Origin of the sequence: Variovorax paradoxus (assembly GCA_016806145.1) — a bacterium.
Lineage (GTDB): Bacteria > Pseudomonadota > Gammaproteobacteria > Burkholderiales > Burkholderiaceae_C > Variovorax.
On sequence record CP063166.1, the window covers coordinates 1,276,434 to 1,299,343 of the forward strand.

Sequence of the window (22,910 nt, forward strand, 5' to 3'; positions counted from 1 at the left end):
TCGGGTCTAATCCGGGGTCCGCGGCAACCGTGCCGCCTTGCCCGCAGTCCTTCGCCATGAGCACTTCCAACGCCGATCTCCCGAGCCTCGCGCAGGCGCTGGCCGACGCCGCCGCCGCCCAGTCGATGCGTCATTTCCGCACCCCGCTGGACATCATCACCAAGGCCGACGAGAGCCCGGTCACGCTGGCCGACCGCGCGGCCGAGACCGCCATGCGCGAGCTGCTGGCGCAGCGTGCGCCGGCCGACGGCATCTACGGCGAGGAACACGGCGCCGAGCGCCTCGAGGCCGAGCGCGTCTGGGTGCTCGACCCGATCGACGGCACCCGCAGCTTCATCACCGGCTCGCCGCTGTGGGGCACGCTGATCGGCGTGCTGCAGGGCGGGCGCGTGGTGTTCGGCATGGTCGACATGCCGGTGCTCAAGGAGCGCTGGGTCGGCCAGGCCGGCGTGGGCGCCACGCGCGACGGCCAGCCGGTGCATGCGAGCGCCTGCACGGAGGTCGCCAAGGCGCGCATCGTCACCACCTCGCCCGATATCTTCGCGCCCGCCGACTGGCAGGCCTTCGACCGGCTGAGCCGCCAGTGCGCGATGCGCCGCTTCGGCGGCGACTGCTACGGCTATGCCCAGCTCGCGGGCGGCACCATCGACCTGGTGGTCGAGACCGGCCTGCAGCCCTACGACTACCTCGGCCCGGCCGGGCTGATCGAGGCCGCGGGCGGCGTGATCACCGACTGGGAAGGCCGGCCGCTGGGGCTGAAGTCCGACGGCCGCGTGATCGCGGCGGCCACACCCGAACTTCACCGACAAGCGCTGGCCGTGCTCCAGGGCTAGACTGGTTTCATGCTTCGCTGGCTGATCGTCGTCGTCCTCGCGCTGGTGCTCATGAGCGGCCTGACCGCCTGGCTGCGCCGCTTCGGCTTCGGACGACTGCCCGGCGATTTCGAGTTCCGCGCCTTCGGCCGCGAATGGCAGCTGCCGATCGCGAGCACGGTGGTGCTCAGCATGCTGGCCGCGCTGGTGGCCCGGCTGCTGTAGCCGTTTCGCACCTGAAAGAGAAGACAACCGCAATGAGAGCCTGCGTCGACATCGGTGGCACCAAGGTGGCCGTGAGCCTTTCCGCTTCGAGCGATGCGCCGCTGATCGGCCGGCGCAGCGAACCCACCGCGAAGACCGGCGACAACGACGCGGTGGCGCAGCAGATCCTGCGCATGATCGATGCCGTCTGCGCCGAGCAGAAGGTCGACCCCGCAAGCATCGAGCGCGTGGGCGTGTCCTCGACCGGTCCCTTCGAACTGCGCGACGGCAAGGTCGAACTCGCCACGCCCAACATCTGCGGCGGCATCGCCGGCCCGGCGCGCGGCCTGCCCAACGACTGGATGACGGCGGTGGTTGAGGCGCCGCTCGCGCAGCGCTACGGCTGGGTGCGCGTCGAGAACGACGCCGTGGCCGCGCTCGAGGCCGAACGCCACTGGGGCGCGCTGCAGGGCCTGGACCACTGCGCCTACGTCACCTGGAGCACCGGCGTGGGCGTGGGCCTGTGCGTGGACGGCCGCGCGCTGCGCGGCAAGAACGGCAACGCGGGCCATGCGGGCCACAGCTTCGTGGCCGACGACGGCAGCGGCGCGCTGTGCGGCTGCGGCAACATCGGCGACGTCGAGGCGCTGGTGGCCGGCAACTCCATCGACCGCCGCTTCGGCCGGCCCGCGCCCGACCTGTTCGCGGCCGCCTCGGCCGGCGAGCGGCATGCGCTCGAGGTGGTCGACGCGCTGTGCCGCGTCATGGGCCGCCTGCTCTACAACCTGGTCGCCACGCTCGACCTGCAGCGCATCAGCCTCGGCGGCAGCGTGTTCCTGCACCACAGCGACTTCCTGCTGCCGCGGCTGCAGGCGCAGATCGACGGCCGGCTGCTGCCGCTCACGCGCGGCGTCGAGCTGGTGCGCGCGGGCCTCGGCGACAAGATCGGCGACTACGCGGCGCTCGCGCTGCTCGACTGAACGCCGCCGGCACCGGGCCGGACCCGCACCGGCCCCGCGCGATCAATTCGCGCCATCACCCCGCTTCTCATTCATTTCGATGATGCGCGCCCGCGCGCGGGCCAGAACACTCGAGCCGAGGGGGTTCATGGAGAACCTTCGTTGACGCAAAAAAAGGAGTGTTCCCATGACTGGTTCCAAGAGGGTGTTCTCGCGTTCGGGCATGTCGCTGGCGAGCGTCGCGGCGTTGCTGGCGCTGGCGGCATGCGGGGGTGGAGGCGGCGGTGGTGGCGGTGGCTTTCCCTTCGTCGGCGTCGCGCCGCCGCCGCCGCCACCGGCGCCCGCACCGCCGGCCGCGCAGAAGCTCGAGGTCAAGGTGGTCGACGGCGTGCTGCGCAATGCCAACGTCTTCCTCGACAAGAACAACAACGGCCTGCTCGACAGCGGCGAGCCCAGCGGCAGGACCGACACGGCGGGCAAGGTCACGCTCGAGATCGATGCCGCGGACGCCGGCAAGTACCCGGTCGTCGCGCTCGTGGGCACCGACGCCGTCGATGCCGAGCTCGGGCCGGTGAAGACCGCCTACGTGCTCAAGGCACCGGCCGACAAGCCGGGCCTCGCGAGCCCGCTGACCACGCTCGTGCACTACCTGGGCACCGGCGCGGGCGCCACCTCCGCCGAAGCCGAAGCCAACCTGCGCGCGCAGCTCGGCCTGGGCGGCAGCCTGTTCGACGACTACACCGCCAACGGCGACCTGCTCTCGGCCACCACGGCCGCGACGCTGGTCGCGTTCTCGCAGGCGATCTCCCGCACGCTGGCCGACAGCATCGGCACCGCCGACATCAGCGGCGGCACCATCTCGGCCGGCGACATCTCGCTCGAGACGCAGCGCATGCTGCTCGACAAGCTGACCTCGGTGCGCAACCTCGTGAACCAGGAGTTCTCGCGCGCCAGCTGCGCGGGCGGCGTCGGCACCAAGTCGTGCCAGGACCTGATGGCGGGCCAGTCGACCTACTACGCGACCAGCCCCCAGGAGAACCAGCTGCGCCCGGCCAACATCGGCGTGGCCGTGGGCCTCACCAAGCTGGCCGCCGGACCGTCCGTGGGCGCCGGCGAGGCCATCGCGGCGACCGGCATCCTCGACTGGTTCACCATCTCCGACAGCAACAACTGGAGCCGCCGCCTGCTGGTCTCGACCGTCGCGGAGAACACGCCGGTGGACGGACTGACGCACTTTCGCGACCGGCGCGAGCGCAACGTGGCCGGCACGGTCACGCGCTGGGCCTCGGGCGGCGATCCGGCGCGGGTCGGCGACCTGCACTGGAACGGCCGCAGCTGGCTCGCGTGCGCGGACTCGAAGAACACGACCACCGTGCGCGACGCCGCCGGGCGCAACATCTCGGACTACTGCGACGGCCTGAGCGTGAGCCGCTCGCGCCGCATCGATATCGACATCTCGGGCCAGAAGCTGGCCGACGTGGTGAACCGCATCAAGTCGTACCCCTACACCAGCAACGGGCCCTATGGATCGCGCTATGCGAACTGGGGCCCGCAGGCCAGCGCGGCGGCGATCAGCGCCGACCTCGGCAGCGCCACCTTCCCGGCCGGCTCCCGGTTGCGCCTGCAAGGCAGCATGGACCTCGCCACCGCCATTGCGTACGACGTGCGCGACAACGCGAAGGTCCAGCTCTATCCGGCGGACATCGCGCAAGGCGGTGACAGCACCCGGGGCACCGTGGCCTGCGCGGCGACCCCGCTGCCAGCCACCGCGCGCATCGCGACCCTCGAGACGCTGATCCAGCGCAGCCCGGGCGTGCCCTGCGTCTTCGGTGCGGGCACCATCGACGGCGACAACGGCAGCTTCCAGAGCGGACCGACGAACGAGTGGTGGGGTGCCACCTCGATCGAGCTGGGCACGGTCGGCGGCGCGCCGCTGGGCACCGCGGCCACCATCACCGGCTACTACACCGGCAACTACCTGATGCGCGCGAGCTTCGCGGGCGGCAGCAGCAACGCCGTGACCTTCCTGCAATGCCAGCAGCGCGTGATCAACGGCTCGCCGCGCAACTGCATCGCGGTCGGTACGGGCACCTACAAGATCGAGACCCTGGGCGATGCGCGCGTGCTGAGCTTCAGCCAGGTGGGCGACTTCGCGCAGTTCATCGACTACGAGCGCGTCTTCATCGAACGCGGCGGCGAGGTGTCGTCCGGCTACAAGTCGAAGGCGGTCGGCAAGCAGCAGCTGCGGCTGAACCTTGCGGCCTCGAACGCGCTGTTCGCGGCCTATGCGGCGAAGGGCGCCACGGAACTGACGCCGATCGTGCCCTGAGCGAGCCGAGGTTCAGGCAGCCCGACGCACCGCGGCGCAGCATTGCGCCGCGAGCTCGCCGAGCCGCTTCAACCCCGCATCGATGGCCGGCGAGTAGGGCCAGCCGCAGTTGATGCGCAGGTAGTGGTCGAAGCGGCCCGAGTTCGAGAACATGGCGCCGGGCGCGATCTGGATGCGCTCGGCCAGTGCCGCCTCGAACAGGGCGTTGGCGCCGATGCGCTCGGGCAGCTCCAGCCACAGCTGCAGCCCGCCGCGCGGCAGGTTGAGCCGGGTGCCGGCGGGAAAGTAGTTCGCGATCGCCTCGGCCGTCTGCTCGCGCTGGCGGCCCAGGTGCTCGCGCAGCCGGCGCAGGTGGCGGTCGTAGCTGCCGGTGCCCATGAATTCGCCGGCCGCGAGCTGGGCCAGGTCTTCGTTGTTGCGCGTCTGGGCGTACTTGAGCATCTCCACGCGCGCATGCCAGCGCCCGGCGGTGATCCAGCCCAGGCGCAGGCCGGGCGCCAGGATCTTGTGCAGCGAGGCGCAGTAGATGACGTTGCCCGTGCGGTCCCACGACTTGAGCGCGCGCAGCGGGGTCTCGCTGTCGACCAGTTCGCTGTAGGAGTCGTCCTCGATCACCGGGATGCCGTGGCGCTCGCACAGCTGCGCGAGCCGCTGCTTGTGCGCGTCGGGCATCACGCTGCCCAGCGGGTTCTGCAGGTGCGGCACCACGGCCACGGCCTTCACGTTGTCGTAGGCCTGCAGCGCGAGCTCGAGCGCCTCGATAGAGATGCCGGTCTGCGGGCTGGTCGGAATCTCGAGCGCGCGCAGGCCCAGGCTCTCGAGCACCTGCAGCAGGCCGTAGAAGGTGGGCGACTCCACGGCCACCGTGTCGCCGGGCTGCGTGACCGCGCGCAGCGCGAGGTTCAGCGCCTCGATGCAGCCGTTGGTGACCAGCACCTCGTCGGGCGGGATCGTCATGCCGATGCGCAGGCTGCGCTGGGCCAGCACGGCGCGGAACTGCGCATTGCCCTTCTGCGGCGTGGCCGAGGTCAGCAGTTCGGGCTTGTGGCGCAGCGCGCGCGTCATCGCGTTGCGCAGCGCCTCGGCCGGATAGAGCTGCGGCGCGCCGCGCGCGATCGCGAAATTGAGCGTGTCGCCGGCCGTGCGGCCGCGCACCACGAAGTCGGACACGCGCGCATGGATGCCCACGTACTGCGCCGGATCGGGCGGCAGCACGGTCAGCGGCTCCTCCATCGGCGCGATCGCGAGCCGGCGCGGCCGGCGCACGAAGTAGCCCGAGCGGTCGCGCGCCTCGACCCAGCCGTCGCTCTCCATGGCGCGACACAGTTGCAGTGCGGTCGACAGGCTGATGGTGTGCAGCCGCATCAGGCTGCGCAGGGAGGGCAGGCGGTCGCCCTGCTTGAGCGAGCCGGTGTGGATCGCGTCCACGTAGCGCGCCGCCAGTTGCCGGTAGAGCGGTAGCGAGTCCATGGCCTCGATGCTCGCGCGATCGTTCATTGGAAAACAGATGCAGTTGCGAGGGAAAACGACCATAACAGATGGCCGCCGGCCTGGGCTGTTCCGGTGCGAATCGCGTTGGCGTGTGCCTGTTTCACGGGCCGGGGAATTTCTACGATCGAAGCGCGCCCAGCCCTTCCTTCACCGACTTCCGAACCGCCGAGGTACCGCCATGATCACCACCCTCTCGCAAGCCCCCGATGCCGTCTTCCTCGAAGCCGGCGACTCCTTCCGCACGGCGGTGGACGCCGGCACCTGGCTGCAGGTGGCCGAGGGCCGCGTGCGGGTGTCGGCGCCGCCGCGCTGGATCGGCGAGGCCGTGTGGACCGCGCACACGGTGCTCGGCGAGGGCGAGACGCATGGCGTGGAGCACGGCGGCTGGATCGAGCTGACGGCGCTGTCGCCCGTGCAGCTGCGCATCCATGCGCCGATCGCCGTCGCACGGCGGTTGCCCGCGCGGGCCGAGCCGCCGGCCGAGCCGGTGTCGGCCGCCTGGGCCGTGCCGCGGCGGCCGGTGATGCGGCTGATGCAGCTGCTCACCGGCTGGTGAGCGGCCGCGTCAGCGCACGCTGGCCGCCTCGCGCAGCGTCTCGAGGAAGCTGCGCCGCCACCAGTGGATGTCCTGCGCGCGAATGCGCGAGAGCAGCGCCTGGTGCCGTTCGCGGCGTTCCTCCAGCGGCATCTGCAGCGCCTGCTGCACCGTCTCGGCGGTGCCGTGGGTGTCGTAGGGATTGACCAGCAGCGCCTCCTGCATCTGCTCGGCCGCGCCCGCGAAGCGCGACAGCACCAGCACGCCGGGGTCGGCCGGGTCCTGCGCCGCCACGTACTCCTTGGCGACCAGGTTCATGCCGTCGCGCAGCGGCGTCACCAGGCCCACGGCCGCGGCGCGGCACAGGCCCGGCACGCGTTTGCGCGCGACCATGCGGTGGATGTAGCGCACCGGCATCCAGTCGAGCTCGCCGTAGTCGCCGTTGATGGCGCCGCACAGCGACTCGAGCTCGCGCCGGATGTCGGCATAGGCATCGACCGTCTCGCGCGTGGGCGAGGCGATCTGGATCAAGGTGGCGCTGCGCCGGTTCTCGGGGTAGTGGGCCAGCAGTTCGCGGAAGGCGCGCACCCGGTTCGGGATGCCCTTGGAGTAGTCGAGCCGGTCGATGCCCAGCAGCAGCCGGCGCTGCGAGTACTCGCGCTTCATGGTCTCGTACATGTCGCGCGCTTCCTTGGCATGGGTGAGCGCCGCGAACTCGTCGACGTCGATGCCGATCGGGAACGCCGCCGCGCGCACCGTGTTGCCGTAGGCGCGGTACATCTCGCCGCCCAGGCTCTCGCCCTTGGCTTCGTTGTGCACGTAGTGCTCGAAGTGCTGCACGTCCTGCTGGGCCTGGAAGCCGATCAGGTCGTAGGCGAACAGCGAGCGCATCAGCCACTCGTGCTGCGGGATCGCCGCCAGGATGATCTGCGGCGGCAGCGGGATGTGCAGGAAGAAGCCGATGCGCTGCCTGCAGCCCATGGCGCGCAGCTCGGCCGCCAGCGGGATCAGGTGGTAGTCGTGCACCCAGATGACGTCGTCCTCCTTCAGCAGCGGCATCAGCTTGCGCGCGAACAGCTGGTTCACGCGCCGGTAGCCGCCGATGAAGTTGGCGTCGAAATGGGCCAGGTCGAGCCGGTCGTGGAACACCGGCCACAGCACGTCGTTGCTGTAGCCGAGGTAGTAGCTGTCGTGGTCCTCGCGGCTCAGGTCGATGGTGGCCAGCGTGACCTTGCCGGCCTGCTGGCGCCGCAGCTCGCCTTCGCCGGTCGGCCCGTCCTCGACGATCTGGCCGCTCCAGCCGAACCACATGCCGCCCGACTGCTGCAGGCTCTCGCCGAGCGCCACGGCCAGGCCGCCGGCGGCGGGCTTGCGCGGGTCGGCCACGCGGTTGGAGATGACGACGAGGCGGCTCATATGGCGGAGTCCCAGGGGGCGGACAGACGCATCGCCGCGTTGATGATGCCGACCATGGAATAGGTCTGCGGAAAGTTGCCCCACATCTCGCCCGTGACCGGATGCGTATCCTCGGACAGCAGGCCGAGCGGATTGCGCGCGGCCAGCATGGTCTCGAAGATCTGGCGCGCCTCGGCCTCGCGGCCGATCTTCGCGAGCGCGTCGATGCGCCAGAAGGTGCAGATGTTGAACGCGGTCTCGGGCTTGCCGAAGTCGTCGGCTGCCTCGTAGCGACGCATGTAGGGGCCGTCGCACAGCGTCTTCTCCATCGCGTCGACGGTGGAGACGAAGCGCGGATCGCGCGCGTCGATCAGGCCCACCTCGGCCATCAGCAGGATGCTGGCGTCGAGCTCGCGGCCGCCGAAGCTCTCGGCGAAGGCCTGGCGCTCCTCGCTCCACGACTTCGAGAGGATCTCCTCGCGCATGCGCGAGGCATGGCCGTGCCAGTAGGCGGCGCGCTCGGCGAAGTCGATGCGGGTGTCCACGGGCTTGCCGGCCGACGCGGCCTCGGCGTGCGCGTTCTTCTCGAGCGCGCGCGCGATCTTCGCGAGCCGGTCGCAGGCGGCCCAGCTCATGAGCGCCGAGCTGGTGTGCACGCGCGCACGCGTGCGCAGCTCCCACATGCCGGCGTCGGGCGTGCCGTAGACCGCGATCGCGCGCTCGCCCACGGCCTCGAGGTGCGGGAACTCCGCCTCGCCCGCGCGCTGCAGCAGCCGGTGGTCGTGGAAGGCCTGCGCGGCGCCCAGCACGATGTTGCCGTAGACGTCGTGCTGGAAATGCTCCTGCGCCTGGTTGCCCACGCGCACCGGGCCCATGCCGCGGTAGCCGGGCAGGGTCTCGACGAAGGACTCGGGCAGCTCGCGTTCGAGCCCGATGCCGTACAGCGGCTGGATGTGCTCGCCGTGCGAGCCGATCACCACGTTGCCGAGCCAGCGCAGGTAGTCCTCCATCGTGCCGACCTCGCTCAGCGAGTTGAGCGCGCGCACCACGAAGAAGGCATCGCGCAGCCAGCAGTAGCGGTAGTCCCAGTTGCGCTGGCTGTCGGGCGCCTCGGGGATGCTGGTGGTCATCGCGGCGACGATGGCGCCGGTGTCCTCGTACAGCGACATCTTCAGCGTGATGGCCGCGCGGATCACCGCGTCCTGGTACTCGAAGGGGATCGCGAGCCGCTTCGACCAGACGCGCCAGTAGGCGATGGTCTCCTGCTCGAAGCGCCGCGCGGTGTCGGCGATGCCGTCGAGCAGGGTCTCGTCGACGCCGAACATGAAGTTGTATTCGCGTGAGACCACGAAGGGCTGGCGCGAGAGGATGTGCGAGATCGAGGCGTCGGTGTTGAGCCGCAGCGTCACGTCGGGGCCGACGTAGCGGATGTGGTTGCTGCCGCGCGTGACCTCCACCGGCTCCTGCGTGCCCCACTGGAAGCGCGGGTCGAGCGCCACGCGCATGCGCGGCGCGCCGGCGATCGGGCGCACGCGGCGCACCAGCATCAGCGGGCGGAAGTAGCGCGCGCGGCTGTAGAAGCGCGGTGCGAAGTCGGTGATCTCGATGCCCTGGCCCGCGCTGTCGAACAGCTGGGTGCGCAGCACGGCGGTGTTCGGCTCGTACCACTGCTTGGCGTGCGCGAAATCCTCGATCTCGAAGCCCCAGGCGGCCGCGCCCTCGCCCGGATGCAGCAGGGCGTTGAACACCGGGTCGCCATCGAAGCGCGGCAGGCAGCACCACACCACGCGCGCGCGCCCGTCGATCAGCGCGCTGAAGGCGCAGTTGCCGATCACGCCGAGGTTGAGCGAACAGTCGGCCGGGCGCGAAAATTCGCGCGGCTTGGGCGCGGTGGCCGTGCCTTCGTCGACCGGTGCCTCGTCGTCGGGGCCGGCCGCGCCGGCCACCGACTCGCCGCCGCGGTCCTCGGGGGCCTTGGTCAGTTGCCGCGCCTGCGGGTCTGCATGTCGGCTGGTGGGTGCCGCGTCGGCGGCCGTCGATGGTCGTTGTTCTTCCTGCTGGGTGTCGCTCATCCGGGATTCCTTGGCGAAGCTTCTTCGGGTGCGGGCCGCGGCGCGTTCGCGAGCCGGTCGCGCGCCTGCACCAGCCATTCGTAGACGGCGCGCGGCGACTCGAGCCGGTGCAGCGCGAGGCTCGGTCCCGAGCCGACCTTGATGCCGATGCCGCCGCGCGGCTGCACCACGGCGAAGCCGCTCTCGTCGGTGGTGTCGTCGCCCGCGAACACCGGCACGCGGCCCGCGAACGGCGGCTCGTGCATGAAGGCGTCGATGGCGATGCCCTTGTTCACGCCGGCGGGCTTGACCTCGAACACGAACTTGCCGTGCAGCAGCTCGAGCTGAGGCTGGTCGGCGATGGCGCGCGACATGGCGTCGCCGCACACCGCCTCGAGCTGCGGCGCGAGCCGGTAGTGCAGCGCGATGGCCGCGTGCTTGCGCTCGACCAGCAGGCCTTCGTGCACGCGCGCGAGTTCGTTGGCGATCTCGAGCACGGGCACCAGGTCGGGCGGATGCTGCTCCTGCATCGCGCCCTTGGCATCGCGGCGCTGCACGCCGTGCTCGCCGGCGGCCGGCAGGCGCAGCGGCGCGAGGAAGCGGTCGAGCACGTCGATCTGGCGGCCCGACACCACGGCGAGGGCGCCGCCGAGCTGGTCCTTGAGATCGCCGAGCAGCGCGACCAGGGCAGGGGGAACTTCGATCGCCTCGGGCGTGGCCGCGAGGCCCACCAGGGTGCCGTCGAAATCGAGGAAGAGGGCCGCGTCCGGGCCCAGGGGAGGAGGCAGCGGATCGCTGCCGTGGATGGGATTGGACATCGTGAAAGACCTTAGCACGGCCCCCGCGCGTGCCGTGTCGGCCAAAACCGGACGTGCCCGGGGGCCGGGGCCGCGACCCGCGAGGAGCCTCAGCGTGCCGTGGCGGGCGCCGTATCGGGTGACGTGGGGGGCGCGAGATCGGCCAGCGCGCGCAGCAGCGCCGCGGCTTCCACCGGCTTGAACAGCACCGGCACGCCCGAGGCGCGCACGCGCTGCAGCCGCTCGGGCGCGGTCTCGCCGGTCACCAGCAGCAGCGGCGCTTCGAGCGCGAAACGCGCGCGCAGGCGCTGGCCGACGTCGAGGCCGTTGTCGCCGTTGGCGAGCCGGTAGTCGCACAGCAGCGCGCGAAAGGGCGCCGGGCCCGAGGCCAGCAGCGCGGCCGCCTCGGCCTCGCCGGCCACCGCCTGCAGGTCGATGCCGTGGGCCCGCAGCAGCGCGGTCATCGCCGCGCGGATCTCGGCGTCGTCGTCGATCAGCAGGATGCGGCCGGGCACCGGCGCGGTCGGGGCGGTCAGCGCCTCGGCGCGCACGGCCCACGGCCCGGCGGCGACGGGCGCGTCGCAGCGCGGCAGCACGAGCCGAAAGCGCGTGCCGCGTCCCACGCGCGAGCGCAGCTGCACCGGATGGCCGAGCAGCCGCGAGAGCCGGCGCACGATGGCCAGGCCGATGCCCAGGCCGTGCGAGCGGTCGCGCCCGGGGTTGTCGACCTGATAGAACTCCTCGAACACGCGCTCGAGCTGGGCCGGCGCGATGCCGATGCCCGAGTCGACCACCTCGATCCACACCGCATCGCCCTGTCCGTGGCCGCCGGGCCGCACACGCGCGCGCACCGCCACGCCGCCGCGCGCCGTGTACTTGAGCGCGTTGTCGAGCAGGTTCGACAGCATGCGGTGCAGCAGCCGCGGATCGCTGCGCACCCACAGGCCGCTCGCGCGCAGCCGCAGCTGCAGCTGGCGCTGCTCGGCCTGCCCCGAGAACATGGGGTTGAGCGCGCGGAGCAGGGCATCGAGCGAGACCGGCTCGAGCACCGGTTCGACCACGCCGGCGTCGAGGCGCGAGACGTCGAGCATGGTGTCGAGCGAACTGCCGAGCGCGTTCACCGCGCGCATCAGGCGCTGCGCGTTGCGGCTTTGGGGATGCTCGTTCTCGAGCGCGGCGCCGAACAGCGCGATCGCATGCAGCGGCTGGCGCAGGTCGTGGCTGGCGGTGGCCAGGAAGCGGGTCTTCTCGATGCTCGCGCGCTCGGCCGCGGCGATCTGCTCGCCCAGCCGTTCGGCCAGCGCCTCGTTCTCGAAGCGCAGCACCAGCGAATCGGTGAGCAGCCGGTGCTGCTGCTGGCCCACGCGCAGCGTGAACAGCAAATAAGCCAGGCTGAAGATCGACAGGAACAGGTGCATGCCGTCGCCCTGCCAGGCCAGCGCACCGATCAGGCTCAGCATCATCGGCAGCGTGTAGCCGTGGAGCGCGGGCTTGAGCGGCCACAGCAGCTGCATGGCGCGCGCGCAGCTGCCGATGACGACCACCGTCAGCACCGAGGTCGCGGGCAGGTCGCCGCGCGAGATGAACAGCCAGGGCGCGGTGGCGGTCGCCAGGCTCACCAGCGTGACGGTGCGCGCATGCCGGCGCGCCCACAGCGGGGTCTGGTCGAGCGGCAGGCCGGCATGCCAGCGCGGCATCAGGTACAGCGCGAGGCCGAGCAGCAGGTGGGCCGCCATCCAGGCCAGGATCCAGCCGCGCGGCGAGGCGATGTACATCGCGGCCCCGAGCGCGGCGCCGAGGCCGAAGTGCACCGCGATCGAGGCGTCGTAGGCGCCGTAGACCGAGGCCAGGTGCTCGCGCAGCACGCGCAGCGCCAGGTCCGGCGGCAGCGCGGCGGCGACCCGCGGCGCGGCCTGCGTGGCCGGCGCGTCGGCCGGGTCCGGCGAGGAGGTGGGAGGCGGGGCGGCGATCACCCGATCCATGCTAGCCATGGCGTCCGGCCCGGGAAGTGCCCTAAGTCATGCAACCTCCGCCATAGGCATGAAGACATGCCGCGGCGTGCGTGGTATGGCGCGCCGGCCGGTTGGCTGGAGGCTCAGCCGGCCGCGGCCTTCACCGCGTCGATGCGCGCGCGGTGGATCGCCTCGCCGATCTTCGGGCCGGTGGCGCCGGCCTGCTGCGCCTGGCGCGCGACCGCGTCGGTGGCCACGGCCGCGGCCACGGCCAGCACCGCAAGCAGGCGCTCGCGCTGTGGATAGTCGCGCTGCGCGAAGCCGAGCCGGCCGCGCGCGTCGCATTCGCAGGCCAAGAGCGCCTCGGCGAAGCGCGCGGGCTTGCGGAAGGCATCGCAGCGCTCGAGCAGCCGCACCAGCGCGGCGGCATCGAGCTCGCCGCTGCGGTGGATGTTGCCGTGCTCGCGCGCCACCACCTCGGCCAGCTCGCGGAGGTCGACCGGCACGCGCCAGCGCTCGCACACCGCCTGCAGCAGCTCGGCGCTGCGCTTCTCGTGGCCGATATGGCGCGGCAGGATCTCCGGCTCGGTGGTGCCCTTGCCGAGGTCGTGCATCAGGCAGGCGAAGCGCACGCCCAGCGACGCCGACAGGCGTGCGCTGGTGTCGAGCACCATCATCAGGTGCACGCCGGTGTCGATCTCGGGATGGTGCTGCGCGGGCTGCGGCACGCCCCAGAGCCGGTCGACCTCGGGCAGCAGCACCGCGAGCGCGCCGCAGGCGCGCAGCACCTCGAACATGCGCGAGGGCCGGGTCTCCATCAGCCCGCGCGAGAGCTCCTGCCACACGCGCTCGGGCACCAGCGCGTCGACCTCGCCGGCCGCGACCATCTCGCGCATCAGCGCCAGCGTGTCGGGCGCGACCTCGAAGTCGTCGAAGCGCGCGGCGAAGCGCGCCACGCGCAGGATGCGCACCGGGTCCTCGCGGAAGGCGTCGGTGACGTGGCGCAGCCGCTTCTCGCGCAGGTCGCGCTGGCCGTCGAAGGGGTCGGCGAGGTCGGCGGGCGCGGGGTCGAAGCTGCCGTCGGCGGCCACGCGCTCGGCCGGCAGCGCGATCGCGTTGATGGTCAGGTCGCGCCGCGCGAGGTCCTGTTCGAGGCTCACGTCGGGCGCCGCATGGATCACGAAGCCGCGGTAGCCGGGCGCGCTCTTGCGCTCGGTGCGCGCGAGCGCGTATTCCTCGCGCGTCGATGGATGCAGGAATACCGGGAAATCGCGCCCCACCGGCAGGAAGCCCTGTGCCACCATGGCCTCGGGCGTGGCGCCGACCACGAGCCAATCGTGGTCCGACACCGGGCGTCCTAGCAGGCGGTCGCGCACCGCGCCGCCGACGAGATAGGTTTTCATGCGCTCAGTGTAGGGATACCCCGCAGGGCCTAAAAAGAACGGTCGTTCGATAATTGCCCGGCAAATCGAACGATCGTTCGCTCGTTCGAGGCGCTCGAACGCCTCACCGGCCGCAGACCGGGACCGCGTTTGGAGGGGGAATTTCAACCAAAGGAGTATTCACATCATGAAAAAGACCATGTTGGCGTTGGCAGCCCTCGGGGCACTGACGTCCGGCAGCGCCTTTGCACAGAAGGCCGGCGACTGGGTCGTCGGCGCGGGCTGGTTCCATCTGTCGCCGCAGGACAAGAGCAAGCCGCTGACGCTGACGGCGCCGGTGCAGAGCGTGCTCGTCGGTTCGGGCGCGAGCGTGAGCGATTCCGACACGCTGGGCCTGAGCGCCATGTACTTCGTCGACGACCACTGGGCCGTGGAAGGCGTGCTGGGCATCCCGCCGAAGTTCAAGCTCAACGGCACCGGCACGCTGGCGCGCGTGGGCCAGCTCGGCGAAGCGCGGCAGTGGAGCCCGACCATCCTCGGCAAGTACTACTTCAACGAGGCCAACTCGGCCTTCCGCCCCTTCGTGGGCCTGGGCGCCACCTACGTCTGGTACAGCGACATCAACCTGACCTCGAACCTGCAGGAAGCGCTCGGCAGCCAGCTGCACCAGCGGCCGCTGTCGACCGCGACCACCGCCAAGCTCGACAGCTCCTTCGCGCCCGTGCTCAACGCCGGCCTGGCCTACCAGTTCGACAAGCACTGGGGCATTTCCTTCTCGGTCTCCTACATCCCGCTGAAGACCAAGGCCAAGCTCACGACGACCTCGATCTCGGGCCTGCCGATCGCGACCAGCGAAGCGCGCCTGAAGCTCAATCCGATCGTGACCTACGTGTCGGCGACCTACCGCTTCTGACCGGCGCGACGCGGCCTGGCCGGCTCGCGCCGATCGCGAACCACGATCAGCGCGAGGTCCGGTAGGGCTCGTCGAAGGCCACGAAATCCTGCTCCGCGAGCGCCTGCTCGATCCACGCGGCGACGCCCGGCAGGGCCGCCACCCGATCGATGTAGGCCTGCGCCGCGGGCGGCATCGGCAGCCCGTAGCTGCGGATGCGCATGCACACCGGCGCATAGAAGGCATCGGCGATGCCGAACTCGCCGAACAGCATCGGGCCGCCATGGGTGTCGAGCAGCTCGCTCCACATGGCCGCGATGCGTTCCAGGTCCTCGACCACGCCGGGCTGTTCCTGCAGCACGCGCGCGCCGACCTCGGGCAGCGAGGCCTCGATGTTCATCGGGAAGTGGTTGCGCAGGTTGCCGAAGCCCGAGTGCATCTCGGCGCTGACGCTGCGCGCGCGGGCGCGCGCGGCCTTGTCGCGCGGCCACAGTGCCTTGTCGGGGAACTGCTCGGCCAGGTACTCGGCGATGGCGAGCGAATCCCAGACCGTGATGTCGCCGTCGATCAGCACCGGCACGCGCGCCGTGGGGTTGACCGCGCCGACCACGGCCTTGAAGTTGGAGCCGGCCTCGAAGGCGTCGAAGCGCACCATCACTTCCTCGAAGGGAATGCCGGCCTGCTTGAGCAGCACCCAGGGACGCATGGACCACGACGAGTAGTTCTTGTTGCCGATGTAGAGCTTGAGCATGGATTTCCTCCGGTGGGTTTCGTGGCAAAGCCTTCGATGCTAGGGCGCCGGCGCCGCGCGATTGATACCGTTTGCGGCGCGCATTGATGACGGGCGCGGCCCGCGCGCCGGCGGCTATCGCCGGTCGCTGTCGTCGGTGCGCAGTTCGGGCTCGCTGCTCGAGGCGATGACGCGCGGCACGGCGCGGCCTGTTGCCTCCTCGCTCTTCGATGGACCGATCGCGCGCTCGATCAGGCTCACGAGCCGCGGCACGAACTGCAGCACCACCAGCGCCAGCAGCGCGCTGATCACCGCCGTCGCCTCGCGGCCCAGGCCGCAGGCCATGCCGATCGCGGCCGTCATCCACAGCCCCGCGGCGGTGGTGAGGCCCTGCACGTGGTGCTCGTCCTTGCCCTGCTTGAGGATGGTGCCCGCGCAGAGGAAGCCGACGCCGGCCACCAGGCCCTGGATCACGCGGCTCATGTCGGCCGGCACGATGCCGGTCTGCTGCGGCACGAGCACGAACATGGCCGAGCCGATGGCCACCAGCATGTGGGTGCGCACGCCGGCGGCCTTGCCCTGCTGCTCGCGCTCGAAGCCGAGCACGAAGCCCAGGAGCGACGCGAGCAGCAGCCGCACCAGGATGCGCGTGAGCTGGGCGAGGTCGCCCACGTCCGAGAACTCGGCGGCGATGGTGTCGAGGACCTCGTCGCTCCAGCTCATCTCAGGGCAGGTCCTTGTTGGGCTCGGGCATCGCGGCGTCGCGCGGGCCGACCCGGCCCAGGCGTTCCTTCAGCGACTGCGGCCGGCCGGTGATGATCGCCGCGTAGTTGGTGGTGTTGGCCAGCACCTTCTTCACGTAGTCGCGGGTCTCGTTGAACGGCACGTTCTCGGCCCAGATCGCGGCATCGAGCACCGGGCCGTTGCGCCAGCTGCGCGGGCGGCCCGGGCCGGCGTTGTAGGCCGCGGCGGCCAGCGCCATCGAGTCGTCGAAGTCGTCGAGCGCGAGCTTCAGGTAGTTGGTGCCGATGGTGATGTTGGTCTCGCGGTCGTTGATCTGGCCCGGCGTGAAGTCGGTCATGCCGATCTTGCGCGCGGTCCAGCGTGCGGTGGCGGGCATCACCTGCATCAGGCCCGAGGCGCCGACGCCCGAGCGCGCGTCCATGATGAAGCGGCTCTCCTGGCGGATCAGGCCGTAGACGTAGGCCGGATCGAGGCCGATGTCCTGGCTCTTGCGCAGCACGGTGTCGTGGAAGGGCATCGGGAAGCGCTGCTCGACGTCGATCACGCCCTTGGTGCGCTCGCTGGTGTTGATGCAGCGGTCCCAGACCTCGCGCTGGCAGGCGAAGTCGGCCGCGGCCAGCAGCGCGCGGTCGTCCATGCCGCCGCGGTCGTGCAGGTTGGTGGCGTAGTTCCATTCGCGCGTGCCCTCGGGGCGCAGGCCGATCGCGATGGCGTAGAGGCCGCGGTTGAGCGAGGGGTTCATGCGCGCGGCATTGCGTTCCTCGGGCGTGAGCGGCGCGGGCCGGGTGGCGGCCATCACGCGCTGGCCCAGCTCCTCGAGCGCCAGCATCTCGTAGAAGCCGCGCGTACCGGCGATGCCCTGGTAGAGCTCGCGCGCCTGGCCGCGGCGCTCGTCGCCGCCGGCATTGACCAGCGCGCGCGCCTTCCAGTAGGTCCAGGTCGGGTCCTGCTGGCTGGCCTCGCTCATGGCGTTGATGGCGGGCGCCACGTCCTTCCACTGGCCGGCGCGCAGCGCGGCGCGCACGCGCCAGCCAAGCATGTCGTCCGACAGGTCGGCGTTCTTGGTGACGTTGCCGAAGTAGCTCACGGCCTGCGGCCAGAGCTTGATCGCCGACTGGCGGCCGATGGTGCCCCAGATCCAGTTGCGCTCCTCGACCGAGAGCATCGCGCTCCACTTGGCGTCGAGCTGCGAGGCGGCCTGCTCGGGATCGGCCATCGCGATCTTGATCAGTGCCAGCGTGACCAGCTCGCGGCGCGACTTGGCGGCCACGGGCCCGCGCGTGACGAGGAACTTGGCCGCGCTCGCGTTGACCTCCTCGAACAGCGGCAGCGCATCGGGCGAGGCCAGCGTGACGGCGCCGCGCGCGGCCTGCGGCCGGTTGGCCTCGATGGCCAGGCGCGCCTTCTTCCAGGCGTCGTTGGGCGACAGCAGGCGCGCGGCGATCATGCGGTCGGCGGCCGTGAGGCAGCCGTCGTCGCTGTCGCGCTGGGCGAACCAGTTGCGCCGGATCTCGTCGGCCTGGGCCTGGGTGGCGCTGCCGCTGCGCAGCGCGTCGACCAGGATCGCGTAGCAGCGCACCTGGGCGTCGTCGCCCATGCGGAAGCCCGCGATGGCGGCCGAGAAGTTGTCCCAGTCGCGGCGCTGGCCCGTGAGCAGCAGCCAGTCGTTGCGCAGCCGGTCTTCCTGGTAGGTGCCGGGGTAGCGCGCGAAGAAGTCCTGCACCTCGTTCGCGCCGGCTTCCTGCAGCCGGGCCTTGAGTTCCCAGTAGGCGGCCCAGGGTTCGAGCACGTGGCCGCGGGCCTGCGGCAGCAGCGCCGCCAGCCGGGCCTTGTCGCCGCGCTGGAAGGCCTGCTTCATCTGCAGCAGCACCTCGTCGTTGGTGTTGCCCTGGGCCGATGCGGACGCGGGCGCGAGGAGGGTCAGCGCGCAGGCCGCCAGGGCCGAAAGAACCAGTGCCGGCGCGACGCTGCGCGGGCGGCGGCACATGGATGCCAAAATGCTTGGAAACTGCATCGGGAGATTATGGACAAGTCAAAGGATGCCGCCACGTCGGCGACGGCGAGTTTTCTCAAGGATCAGCTGCGCAAGGCGTTGATCGAACAACGTCTGGGGATGCCGGACCGGCTGACACGCGCGGACCTGCTGCAGCGCGTGATGCGCATCTGGCTGGTCGGCCGGCCCGACACCGTGATCGGCGCCTACTGGCCGATCAAGGGCGAGTTCGATCCGCTGCCCGCGCTGCATCGGTGGAAGGAGGACGGCGAACTGATCGACGAGCCGCAGCGCCGCCGCATCGGCCTGCCCGTGATCGACAAGGTCCACAAGACCCTGACCTTCCACGCCTGGTACCCGGGCTGCCAGATGGAAGAGGACGCCTACGGCATCCCCAAGCCCAAGGACACCGAGCTGATCGTGCCGACCCTGCTGTTCGTGCCCTGCGTGGGCTACAGCGCGGGCGGCTACCGGCTCGGCTACGGCGGCGGCTTCTACGACCGCACGCTGGCCGCCCTCGAGCCGCGGCCCTTCACGGTCGGCCTGGGCTTCGCGAACGGCTTCCTCGAGGACTTCGAGCCCGAGGCGCACGACCTGCCGCTCGACGCCATCCTCAACGACAACGGGGTGGTCTGGCCGATCGGCTGAGCGGCTGCTCCCTGCAAGGCACGAAATCGCGGATGCGTTCGAAGGCGGGAGCGGACTTCCGGACGCAGAGGACGCGAAGGATTCGCGAAGAACGCAAAAGGAATGCAGGAAAAATTTTGAATTTCTCTTTCGCGCCTTTTGCGAATCCTTTGCGTCCTCTGCGTCCGGTTGCCCGTGTTTCTTGTCAGTCCATGTTGTCGACGGTGTCCGGGTCCGGCACCTCGCCGATGGTCTCGCGCGTGGTGCCGGCCTGCGCCAGCAGCCAGTCCCAGAAGGCCTTGATCTCGGGCCGCAGCGCGCTGCGCGGGCCGGCGATCAGCCAGTAGGACATCGGCGAATCCATGCGGTGCTGCGGCAGCACCTCGATCAGGTCGCCGTTGGCCAGGCTCTCGGCGATCAACGAACTGCGCGCCAGCACCACGCCCTGGCCGGTGAGCGCGGCCTGCACCATCTGATAGGCGTAGTTGAAATAGAGCCAGCGCTTGGGCTGGGCGCGTTCCAGGCCGTGCAGCTCGAACCAGCGCCGCCAGGTCAGCCATTCGAGGTGGGTGCGGTGGGCGTCGCCGGCCTCGATCAGCGTGAAGCGCGCGATGTCCTCGGGTTTCCTGATCGGCGGGCTGCTCTTGATGAGCCAGGGGCTCGCCACCGGCGTGAGGTTCTCGCCGAACAACCGCACGGCCTGCGGGGGCATGGCCTCGCGCGGGCCGTAGCGCAGCGCGATGTCGACGTCGGCCACCTCGAGGTCGACCGCGAGGTCGCTGGCGTCGATCCGGATGTCGATCTCGGGGTTGTCGCGCTGGAAGGCCTCGAGCCGCGGGATCAGCCACATCGAGGCGAACGAGGCGAAGGTGGTCAGCGACACGCTCTTGCGCCCGGCGCTCTGGCGGATCTGGCGCACCGCCGTGTCGACGCGCGGCAGCGCCTGCTGCACCGCCAAAAGCAGCTGGGCGCCCGCGCTGGTCAGCTCGACCGCGCGCGTGTGGCGCAGGAACAGCGGCACGCCCACTTCCTCCTCGAGCGACTGGATCTGGCGGCTCACGGCCGACTGGGTCAGGGCCATTTCCTCGGCCGCGGCGCGGAAGTTCAGGTGCCGCGCGACCGCCTCGAAGGCGCGCAGGTGGCCGGCGGAGATCGGGCGGGAGCGCAGGTGGGTTTGCGAATGCTGCATGGATCGGGGGCCGGCGCCTGCCTCGGGATTGATGCGAAACCGGAATCAGTAGGCTACCTCCTTTTCATTGGACTGCCAACGGCCGGGAAACGATCATTCATTCCCGAACCGCGCCATTGCTGCCTCCTTTCGCAAGCACCCATTGATTCGCGATTCGGCAACACCTAGGAGCCCATCATGTCCACTGCCGTCTGCACCACCTCTACGCTGTCCACCCTGTCGCTGCCCAACCGCAACACCGCCGCCGCGATTCCGCCGGCCGTGCGCCGCGGTGCCTGGCAAATCGCGCCCGGCGAGGCGATGAGCCTGAAGGCGCGTGGCGAGAGCGTGCTGCGCGTACGCCAGGGCCGGGTCTGGATCACGCCCGATGCCACGCTCGAGAGCCCGAGCGAGGACCTGGTGCTCGCCCCCGGTGAATCGCTCACCGTGGCGGCCGGCCAGCGCATCGTGATGGAAGCCTGGGACGGCTACGGCGCCACGTACACGTGGGACGCCGCTTGATCCCGCGGGTTTCCTGATCGATCCTGGGCCACCGGGCGGCGGCGAAGGCCGCGCCCGTCATACCAAGGGGCCGGACGGCGCGTCGAGCGCGGTCCGGCCCCTGTTCTTTTTGGGGGGGGCTTTTCAGCCGTTGATGTCGAAACTTCGGCGCAGCGCCAGGAAATGCTTGAGCGCGACCTCGCCGTCGAGCGCGTGCACGCCGGCCATCAGGTCGGGCCCCTCGCTCTCGGCCAGCCCGAGCCGGAAGCCGCTGTAGCGGCGCGCGGCCAGTTCGCCCTGCCAGGCCACGCGCACGTCGAAGTGGCGCGCATCGCGCGCGATGCGGTCCATCAGCGTTTGCAGGGCGCCGGGCGGTCCCTCGATGTGCTGGCAGAAGCGCTGGCCGTCGAAGACCAGCAGCCCGGTGATGCCGAGTTCGCCGTTGCGCACGCGGGCGCGCGCGACGATGCTGGCCACCGTGTCGGGCGGCAGGTCCGGCGCAAGCTCGCTGCAGTAGAGGATCTCGGAGAGCGCCGGGGCGGGCGCGGGAGCTTGCGTCTGTTCGTCGGGAATCATGGGCCGGGATGGGGGGAAGCGAGCGCAGTGTAGGCAGCCGTCCGACATCACGAAATGTAAAAAGACATACCGGCACCACCCCCCTCGATGCCTATAGTCGGTGGTGCTCGACCAGTACCCCACACCCGCCGCCCCGGAGAACGGGCCCCATCCCTGCAGCCGTTGCGCGCTGCGTCAGCTGCCGGCCTTCCTGCCGGTGTCCGCCGACCAGTTGCGCACCATCGAATCGTTCCGCGTCGGCGCGCGCCGCGTCGAGGCCGGCGGCTCGATCGTCGAGGAACACCGGCGCAGCCCGCAGCTGTTCACGCTCTATTCGGGCTGGGCCTTCCGCTACAAGACCCTGAGCGACGGCCGACGGCAGATCCTCAACGTGCTGTTGCCCGGCGACTTCGTCGGGCTGCAGGACGAGTTCGCCGACGGCCAGACCCACGGCGTCGAGGCCCTGACCGAGGTCTCGCTGTGCGTGTTCGCGCGCGACCGACTCTGGGAGCTGTTCCATGCCGAGCCCAAGCTCGGCTACGACATCACCTGGCTGGCCGCGCGCGAGGAAAAGATGATCGACGACAACCTCGTGACCACCGGCCGGCGCAGCGCCGTCGAGCGCGTGGCGATGCTGTTGATGCACCTGTACCGCCGCGCCGAGCGCGTGGGCATGGTGCGCGACGGCTGGGTCGAGTTTCCGCTGAACCAGCAGCACATCGCCGATGCGCTCGGGCTGTCGCTGGTCCATACCAACAAGACCTTGCGCCGGCTGTCGCAGATGGGGCTCTACAAGCTCGACGACCGCTGGCTGCGCATCCTCGAGCCGCGCGCGCTCGAGGCGCTGGGCGACTACTTCGAGCGGCCGCTGCGGCCCACGCCGCTGATCTGAGGCCGGGGCCGGCTCAGCCGGCCGTGCCCGCGAGCTGCCGCAGGTCCTCGCGGTAGGCCTGCAGCCGCTTCACCGCCTGCGCGCGCTGCGCCGCGCTGGTGCCGTTGTGCAGCGCGGCCAGGTTGCGGCAGCCTTCCTGCAGCAGCGCCTGCTGCTGCTCGCGCCAGGGCCCCGGGGGCGGATCGGCGATGCGCTGCAGGTAGCCGTGCAGCGCGGCGCGCGCCTCGGTGGGCGGCGTGCGGTTGGCGACGAAGCCGCGCAGCAGCACCAGCGCCTCCTGCTGGCGCTTGCGGCGCTCCACGTCCTGCAGCTTCGGGTCGAACACCGACTGCGCCACCTGCTGGCGCAGCAGCTCGCGCTGCTCGGGCGAAAGCCGGCCGTAGAAATCCTCGAAGCGGTCGAGGAACTGGTCGTAGCGCTTCTCCTGCACCCGGGCCGGCGAGCGGTCGAGCCAGTCCTTGCGGTAGTCGGCGTTGTTCTTCGCGTACTTGCGCTCGAGCTGCTGCAGCTGGGCGTCGCTCAGGCTCAGCAGCAGCTCGGTGCCCGCGGGTTCGGCGCGCTCGCTGACCGCCAGCAGCCGGTCGCGGATGCGGTCGGTCATGGCGCAGGCCTGGGCCGGCGTGATCTCGCCGGGCGCCAGCGCCTCGGCCTCCTGCAGCAGCGCCGCGATCTTCGGCAGCTCGTTGCGCCGGTGCCAGTCGAGCAGTTGGGCCAGCTCGTCGCGCACCTTGGGCGTCTGCGAACCGTCGAAATCGAGGTAGCCGTCGAGCCACCAGTAGCTGAGCTCGGGCAGGTTGTTGTAGGCCAGCCGGATCGCGCTGCAAGCCCCGAGGACGGCCAGCAGCGCCATCACGCCGATAATCCGCGCCAGCTTGAACCAACGCATCCGGGTAGAAAAAGG

21 protein-coding genes are annotated in these 22,910 nt (G+C 70.8%); 9 read left to right on the forward strand and 12 right to left on the reverse strand.

What is annotated here, in order from left to right; translation table 11 throughout:
• The first annotated feature begins 56 nt into the window (after positions 1–56).
• The 4 genes from hisN (at position 57) to INQ48_05915 (ending at position 4,304) form a co-directional block, all read left to right on the forward strand.
• The gene (hisN, locus tag INQ48_05900) at positions 57–833 is read left to right on the forward strand and encodes a histidinol-phosphatase (GenBank protein ID QRF58776.1); all 777 of its coding nucleotides are present in this window, start codon (positions 57–59) and stop codon (positions 831–833) included.
• 9 nt (positions 834–842) lie between these two features.
• The gene (locus tag INQ48_05905) at positions 843–1,037 is read left to right on the forward strand and encodes a DUF2905 domain-containing protein (protein ID QRF58777.1); all 195 of its coding nucleotides are present in this window, start codon (positions 843–845) and stop codon (positions 1,035–1,037) included.
• Positions 1,038–1,069: 32 nt separating this feature from the next.
• Positions 1,070–1,996 (forward strand): ROK family protein, encoded by a 927-nt coding sequence (locus INQ48_05910; protein ID QRF58778.1) that lies wholly within the window; start codon positions 1,070–1,072, stop codon positions 1,994–1,996.
• A 166-nt stretch (positions 1,997–2,162) separates the two neighbouring features.
• Positions 2,163–4,304, forward strand: coding sequence for a hypothetical protein (locus INQ48_05915; GenBank protein ID QRF58779.1), 2,142 nt, complete (start codon positions 2,163–2,165; stop codon positions 4,302–4,304).
• A 12-nt stretch (positions 4,305–4,316) separates the two neighbouring features.
• On the opposite strand, the gene INQ48_05920 is transcribed toward INQ48_05915, so the two are convergent.
• Positions 4,317–5,774, reverse strand: a complete 1,458-nt coding sequence (locus INQ48_05920) for a PLP-dependent aminotransferase family protein (protein QRF60628.1) — start codon at positions 5,772–5,774, stop codon at positions 4,317–4,319.
• A gap of 199 nt (positions 5,775–5,973) precedes the next feature.
• Here INQ48_05920 and INQ48_05925 point away from each other — a divergent pair, with 199 nt between their 5' ends.
• Positions 5,974–6,351 carry a hypothetical protein gene (locus INQ48_05925; GenBank protein QRF58780.1) on the forward strand — a complete coding sequence of 126 codons (378 nt, stop codon included), beginning with the start codon at positions 5,974–5,976 and terminating at the stop codon, positions 6,349–6,351.
• Between the two features lie 9 nt (positions 6,352–6,360).
• Here INQ48_05925 and otsA read toward each other — a convergent pair whose 3' ends face one another.
• The 5 genes from otsA to INQ48_05950 form a co-directional block, all read right to left on the reverse strand.
• The gene (gene otsA, locus INQ48_05930) at positions 6,361–7,746 is read right to left on the reverse strand and encodes an alpha,alpha-trehalose-phosphate synthase (UDP-forming) (protein QRF58781.1); all 1,386 of its coding nucleotides are present in this window, start codon (positions 7,744–7,746) and stop codon (positions 6,361–6,363) included.
• The gene (locus INQ48_05935) at positions 7,743–9,707 is read right to left on the reverse strand and encodes a glycoside hydrolase family 15 protein (GenBank protein QRF60629.1); all 1,965 of its coding nucleotides are present in this window, start codon (positions 9,705–9,707) and stop codon (positions 7,743–7,745) included. Before INQ48_05935 ends, otsA begins: the two co-directional genes overlap by 4 nt.
• An 86-nt stretch (positions 9,708–9,793) precedes the next feature.
• On the reverse strand, positions 9,794–10,594 hold the full coding sequence (gene otsB, locus INQ48_05940) for a trehalose-phosphatase (protein QRF58782.1): 801 nt from the start codon (positions 10,592–10,594) through the stop codon (positions 9,794–9,796).
• Between the two features lie 89 nt (positions 10,595–10,683).
• The gene (locus tag INQ48_05945) at positions 10,684–12,555 is read right to left on the reverse strand and encodes a hybrid sensor histidine kinase/response regulator (GenBank protein ID QRF60630.1); all 1,872 of its coding nucleotides are present in this window, start codon (positions 12,553–12,555) and stop codon (positions 10,684–10,686) included.
• A 113-nt stretch (positions 12,556–12,668) separates the two neighbouring features.
• Positions 12,669–13,928, reverse strand: a complete 1,260-nt coding sequence (locus tag INQ48_05950; protein QRF58783.1) for a multifunctional CCA addition/repair protein — start codon at positions 13,926–13,928, stop codon at positions 12,669–12,671.
• A gap of 166 nt (positions 13,929–14,094) precedes the next feature.
• Here INQ48_05950 and INQ48_05955 point away from each other — a divergent pair, with 166 nt between their 5' ends.
• Entirely contained in the window at positions 14,095–14,820 is a 726-nt protein-coding gene (locus INQ48_05955) for an OmpW family protein (protein ID QRF58784.1), read from the forward strand.
• Positions 14,821–14,866: 46 nt separating this feature from the next.
• Here the strand turns inward: INQ48_05955 and INQ48_05960 are convergent, their stop codons facing one another.
• From INQ48_05960 to INQ48_05970, 3 genes are all read right to left on the reverse strand, one after another.
• Entirely contained in the window at positions 14,867–15,550 is a 684-nt protein-coding gene (locus INQ48_05960) for a glutathione S-transferase family protein (protein QRF58785.1), read from the reverse strand.
• Positions 15,551–15,664: 114 nt separating this feature from the next.
• Positions 15,665–16,252 carry an MgtC/SapB family protein gene (locus INQ48_05965; GenBank protein QRF58786.1) on the reverse strand — a complete coding sequence of 196 codons (588 nt, stop codon included), beginning with the start codon at positions 16,250–16,252 and terminating at the stop codon, positions 15,665–15,667.
• 1 nt (position 16,253) lies between these two features.
• Positions 16,254–18,287, reverse strand: coding sequence for a lytic transglycosylase domain-containing protein (locus INQ48_05970; GenBank protein ID QRF58787.1), 2,034 nt, complete (start codon positions 18,285–18,287; stop codon positions 16,254–16,256).
• Positions 18,288–18,296: 9 nt separating this feature from the next.
• Between INQ48_05970 and INQ48_05975 the strand changes: the two genes are divergently transcribed.
• Entirely contained in the window at positions 18,297–18,914 is a 618-nt protein-coding gene (locus INQ48_05975) for a 5-formyltetrahydrofolate cyclo-ligase (protein QRF58788.1), read from the forward strand.
• Between the two features lie 184 nt (positions 18,915–19,098).
• On the opposite strand, the gene INQ48_05980 is transcribed toward INQ48_05975, so the two are convergent.
• Complete coding sequence (locus INQ48_05980; protein ID QRF58789.1) at positions 19,099–20,082, reverse strand: LysR family transcriptional regulator; 984 nt, start codon at positions 20,080–20,082, stop codon at positions 19,099–19,101.
• 177 nt (positions 20,083–20,259) lie between these two features.
• Between INQ48_05980 and INQ48_05985 the strand changes: the two genes are divergently transcribed.
• Positions 20,260–20,583 carry a DUF2917 domain-containing protein gene (locus tag INQ48_05985; protein ID QRF58790.1) on the forward strand — a complete coding sequence of 108 codons (324 nt, stop codon included), beginning with the start codon at positions 20,260–20,262 and terminating at the stop codon, positions 20,581–20,583.
• Between the two features lie 123 nt (positions 20,584–20,706).
• On the opposite strand, the gene INQ48_05990 is transcribed toward INQ48_05985, so the two are convergent.
• Entirely contained in the window at positions 20,707–21,138 is a 432-nt protein-coding gene (locus tag INQ48_05990) for a BLUF domain-containing protein (GenBank protein ID QRF58791.1), read from the reverse strand.
• A gap of 100 nt (positions 21,139–21,238) precedes the next feature.
• Here INQ48_05990 and INQ48_05995 point away from each other — a divergent pair, with 100 nt between their 5' ends.
• Positions 21,239–22,009, forward strand: coding sequence for a Crp/Fnr family transcriptional regulator (locus tag INQ48_05995; GenBank protein ID QRF58792.1), 771 nt, complete (start codon positions 21,239–21,241; stop codon positions 22,007–22,009).
• A gap of 13 nt (positions 22,010–22,022) precedes the next feature.
• Here the strand turns inward: INQ48_05995 and INQ48_06000 are convergent, their stop codons facing one another.
• A complete protein-coding gene (locus INQ48_06000; GenBank protein QRF60631.1) occupies positions 22,023–22,895 on the reverse strand; it encodes a hypothetical protein in 873 nt (290 codons plus the stop codon).
• Positions 22,896–22,910: the final 15 nt, after the last annotated feature.